Annotated in this window: 5 protein-coding genes; 2 read left to right on the top strand and 3 right to left on the bottom strand. The window is 60.3% G+C overall.

Translation table 11 applies throughout. From position 1 onward, the window contains the following. From OBACDRAFT_RS24635 to OBACDRAFT_RS24625, 3 genes are all read right to left on the bottom strand, one after another. A partial coding sequence (locus OBACDRAFT_RS24635; RefSeq protein WP_043589874.1) for a hypothetical protein occupies positions 1-181 on the bottom strand: 181 nt, incomplete at its 3' end. A gap of 76 nt (positions 182-257) precedes the next feature. Further along, complete coding sequence (locus OBACDRAFT_RS31010; protein WP_052362580.1) at positions 258-1,001, bottom strand: type II secretion system protein; 744 nt, start codon at positions 999-1,001, stop codon at positions 258-260. 74 nt (positions 1,002-1,075) lie between these two features. Further along, positions 1,076-1,987, bottom strand: a complete 912-nt coding sequence (locus OBACDRAFT_RS24625) for a hypothetical protein (protein ID WP_043589872.1) — start codon at positions 1,985-1,987, stop codon at positions 1,076-1,078. A 118-nt stretch (positions 1,988-2,105) separates the two neighbouring features. Between OBACDRAFT_RS24625 and OBACDRAFT_RS24620 the strand changes: the two genes are divergently transcribed. Then, a complete protein-coding gene (locus tag OBACDRAFT_RS24620; protein WP_052362578.1) occupies positions 2,106-3,173 on the top strand; it encodes a substrate-binding domain-containing protein in 1,068 nt (355 codons plus the stop codon). Between the two features lie 62 nt (positions 3,174-3,235). Further along, positions 3,236-4,318: a S1 family peptidase gene (locus tag OBACDRAFT_RS30405; protein WP_088179344.1), complete on the top strand. Its 1,083-nt coding sequence runs from the start codon at positions 3,236-3,238 to the stop codon at positions 4,316-4,318. The last annotated feature ends 4 nt before the right edge of the window (positions 4,319-4,322 follow it).

The following is a 4,322-nucleotide window of genomic DNA, read 5'->3' as shown; positions in this document are numbered from 1 at the left end:
TATTGGTAGCGGCGCGTGGCGTGGCGGTGACGTGGACGGACTGGCCGCGAGTTTCGGGTTTGGGCAGGGTGGGCGTGGATGTGGACTGGCTGGCGGCGCTGCTGATTGCGGAGAATGTGGCGAGCAGAAGCAGAATGCAGAGGGTGTCAGGAAGGGAACGAGGGGAACGGGTTGTTATCATTGTTTATTGGATACGTCGTCGGTTGGACGAGTACAGATGTGCCTGGGAAGCGGGCGGGACGCCCGCGCCACGTCTGTTATTGACCGCGCCAGAAGAGGGTTTCGCCGAGGCGTGGATCGAGTTTTTGCTGCGTGAAGGTTTCGAGATGACCGTCGGCAAAGGCGATGTTGAAGCGGGCGCCGCCGTGAATGTAGGGTTCGGTGCCACGTAGTTTGTTGATGACGGTGGTTTCGGCGGTAGCGGTTTTGGTAGAGGGTGCGGCTGTATAGTGGAAGTGGCCGCGTCCGGCGACGAAGGCGTTGTGCTGCACGGAATCCATGAAGAATGCGATGCGGGAGGGTTGGGTGAGTTCGGCGAAGCGAAGGGGGCCGGTGGAATAGAGGTTTGGAGTGTCACCTGTGTTGGCAGGTTTTTCCCAGGATTGGAGCCAGCCGTTGATCGAATAGGTGCGGTTGTAGGTCCAGAGTTTGTCGTGAGTGGGCCATGTTTTTTGCGCTGTGGGGCAGGTCAGGACGGTGTCGTATTGGTCTTTGGTGGGGTCGTAATAATCGAGGTTGAGATAGCTGGCGATGCCGCCTGTCTCGCCGCCTTTTTTTCCCGGATCAGGGCGAAACCAGTAATAGCCGGGCAGGAGGTCACGGTTGTCGTTGCCGTAATGGATGCCGGCCATGGCAATCTGGCGGAGCTGGCTGCCGCAACGGGCGGTGTCGGCAGATTGGCGGACTCGACCTGTGACGGGAATGATGATGGCGGCGAGGATGCCGATGATGGCGATGACGGTGAGGAGTTCGATGAGCGTGAAGGCGCGGCTGTTTTTCATGGGGGGGGGGGGATCGTCTCGACTTAATTCGAGCAAACTCGGCTTAAGTCAAAGCCGAGTTTGCTCGAGGAGGATTAACGACGGCGGCGGCGAAACGCGGCGGCGAGAATGGCAATCGCGCCAGCGAGCCAAACGGTGGTGATGGCGGGTTCGGGGATGGAGGTTTGCGAAATAGTCAGGCCGGAAAAGGCGTAGGACCAGGAATCAGTCGTGCCATCCATCAGTGTGTTAATGTGGAAATAGCGTCCGGCATCTCCAAGGTCGGCGGCGGCGGAGCGGAAGCCGAGGGCTGACGAGGTGACGGTGGAGGCAGGGGCGCCATCGGTCACGATGGACGCGATGTAACTGCGGTCAGTCGGATTAACGGTGACGGTGAAAGTGTAAAGTTTGCCTGTTTCAACGATGACTCCTGAGGAAACGAAGTTTGCCACACCGCCATCCTTCGATCCGCTGTTCCACTGAATGGTCTTGCTGTTGCCTGTAATTTGGAAGGCCCATGAGTTGGCGACTCCGCCAACGGCCACGCCGGTTTGCCGGGTGGGAGAGTCGAAGATGCCGATGTAATCGTCCTTGGTGCTAAATCCGGTGAGATCGTCAAAGCGGAGGTCGAAGGTGAGGGTGTAGGTGGCAGTGGTGTCGATGGTGGCGGTGCTCCCACTGTTGTAGGCGCGGTTGAATGAACTGCGGCGGGGGGTGCTGTCGCCAGCGACGGCGACGGAGACTTTCAGGTAGTCGTCCGCAACAAGGGCAGTGGTGAGCGTGGTGTTGGTGGATGCGGTGCTCCAGGCGGTTTTCCAGCCTTCGCCGGATTTACCTTCGAATTGGTGCGAGGCGTTGGTGGTGCCAGCGCCACCAGTGAAGTCGGCGATGATGGTGGCAGCGGCGGCCGGGAGGGTGGATAACGCGAGCAGAGCGGCAAGCGTGGCGACAGAACGGGTGATCGTAGTTTTCATGGCGATACAGGGTTTGGTGTGGATGTGACGCATGGGGCGGTGCTGATTTGGCGGGCGGTGTTACCGGACAAACCGAAACACGCCGGGTTATCTGCCAATGAGGAGGCGGGCAGGCTTGCAATGCGGGCGTTGCTCATCACGATGAGTCATCATGTCAAATCAACGGGCGATCGCTGCGGAATTGGGGGTGAACCAGGCGACGGTGTCGCTGGCGTTGCGCGGGCATCCGTCGATCCCGGAGGAGACGCGGCGGCGGGTGGAGGAAACGGCGCGGCGGCTGGGATATCAGAAAAATGCCTACGTGGCGTCGTTGATGGCGCGCATCCGGTCGGGACGTCCGGTGGCGGCCAAGGGATGCATCGCAATTTTGATGGACGCGGAGTCGCCGGGAAAGTCGCTGGCGGTAACGAGCGAGATTTACCGTCGGCAACATGCGGGAATGTTGGCGCGGGCGGCGGAGTTGGGGTTTTCAACAGAGTGTTTTTACCTGCGGGCGGCGGGGATGAGCGCGCGCAAGATCGACCGTATCCTGGAGGCGCGTGGCATCACGGGGGTGGTGCTGGCGGCTCCGAAGTCGCCATCGGATGCCTTGGGGCGGGGGTCATTCGAGGAATGGATGCGTTTGTCGTGGGAGAGGTATGCGTTGTCCACCGTGGCGTGGACGTGGCGGTGGTGCGCAGATACGCACCGGGTGGCGACGGATTATCGGGATCAGATTGATGTGGTGTTTGAGGCGTTGCTGCGACGTGGTTACCGGAGGATCGGGGTGGTGCTGCCAGAGCTGGCGCTCAACGGACGGAGCCGGGTGTTTTATTGGCAGTATCTGCTGCGCGAGGGGTTGCTCGAAACGAAGCGGGGATGGGAGAAGCAGCGAGTGCCGGTGTTTTTGGGGAGGCCGGGCGAGACGGCTCTGACGGAGTTTGCGGCGTGGTTTCGGCGGGTGCGTCCGGATGCGATTGTATGCCAGACGGGCATGGAGTTGGAGTGGCTGGAGGCGCTGGGATGCCGGGTGCCGGAGGAGGTGGGTTTGGTGTGCGTGAATCGTCCGATCGACAGCATGTTCTCGGGGCTGGAGGAGAATTTCGAGGAGATCGGAGCGATGGCGGTCGAATTGGTGGCGAATCAGATCATCCACAACGAGCACGGTCTGCCGCAGCACCCGCGGACAATTTTGATCAAGGGCCGCTGGGTGGAGGGGAAGACGGTAAGGATGCGGTAACGTGGAATGAAGCTGGTGTCGGAGGCGGAATTACGGCATCGGTGAATGGCGTGAAACGCGTAATGACTCCAAATAAGAATTGGCGGTACCAATGGCGTTTGAGGGTGGTCGCGTGTGCGGTGTTGGTGATTTTGGGCGGCGGAGCGGCCGCGGCGGAGGAGGGGACGGTGCCGGATGAGGCATTGGCGTCGATTGTGATTATCAAGGGCGATCAGCATCGGGGGACGGGGTTTCTGGCAAAAATCCGGGAGGTGGATTTTGTTGTCACCAACCTGCATGTCATCGGGGGAAATGATGAGATTGATTTGATGAGCATCGGCGGGGTGCGCGTGCAGGCAGGGCGGATTTTTGGAGCGGTGGGACGTGATCTGGCGATTGTGAAAATCGGTGCGTATCCGGAAAATACGGACGCACCCAAGGCGCTCGCCACGGCATCGGATTTATTGGGATGCGCCAAAATTGGAGACAGGGTGATCGTGATGGGAAACAGCGGGGGGGGAGGGGTGGCTACACACATTACGGGGAAAATTCGCGGGATCGGTCCGGATCGGATCGAGGTGGATGCGCCGTTTGAACCGGGCAACAGCGGGAGTCCGATCATCCACCTGGACAGCGGGCTGGTGGTGGGCGTGGCGACGTATCAGCAGGTGAAGCGGGCGGCGGGGCCGGATGGCGAGGCGGAAGGGGGCGGGAGTGGCGGAGCGAAACGGTGGTTTGGATACAGGCTGGATGCGGTCGAAAAATGGGAGACAATCGACCTCGCGCGCTGGCGGTCGCAGGAGGCGCGAATCGTGGCGTTTCGTGAGGATTCAATGGCGTTGCGCGCGTTTGCGATGGGCAAGGCGGACGAGGCAAAGACGAATCCGCGGTTCCGGGCGATTTTTGAGCGGTTCGAACGCAATGTGCGCAATTTTACCGGCAATCGGGCGGATGCACAAACGCAGCTATCGGGGTTGATCCACCATCTCACGGGGTTCGCGCAGACGGGGGTGCAGGAGTTGAAGAGCGGGGATTTTTACGACTATTTTCGGAGCAACTTGTATTGGGAATTTAATATACCGGCGCAGTTGGATTTTCGTTCGCGCATCACCACGGTTTACACCGATGCGCGGCACCGGTGGTCCTACAACGCGACGGGATTGTGAGGGC

The sequence above is a fragment of the Geminisphaera colitermitum TAV2 genome (assembly GCF_000171235.2).
GTDB lineage: Bacteria > Verrucomicrobiota > Verrucomicrobiia > Opitutales > Opitutaceae > Geminisphaera > Geminisphaera colitermitum.
Note: the sequence above shows the minus strand (reverse complement) of the source record. Positions and strands in the feature narration are given on the sequence as shown.

What these genes read in the sequence shown, in the direction of transcription:
- OBACDRAFT_RS31010 (WP_052362580.1), bottom strand. Translation starts at nt 1,001, where the DNA reads ATGAAAAACAGCCGCGCCTTCACGCTCATCGAACTCCTCACCGTCATC.
- OBACDRAFT_RS24625 (WP_043589872.1), bottom strand. Translation starts at nt 1,987, where the DNA reads ATGCGTCACATCCACACCAAACCCTGTATCGCCATGAAAACTACGATC.
- OBACDRAFT_RS24620 (WP_052362578.1), top strand. Translation starts at nt 2,106, where the DNA reads ATGTCAAATCAACGGGCGATCGCTGCGGAATTGGGGGTGAACCAGGCG.
- OBACDRAFT_RS30405 (WP_088179344.1), top strand. Translation starts at nt 3,236, where the DNA reads ATGACTCCAAATAAGAATTGGCGGTACCAATGGCGTTTGAGGGTGGTC.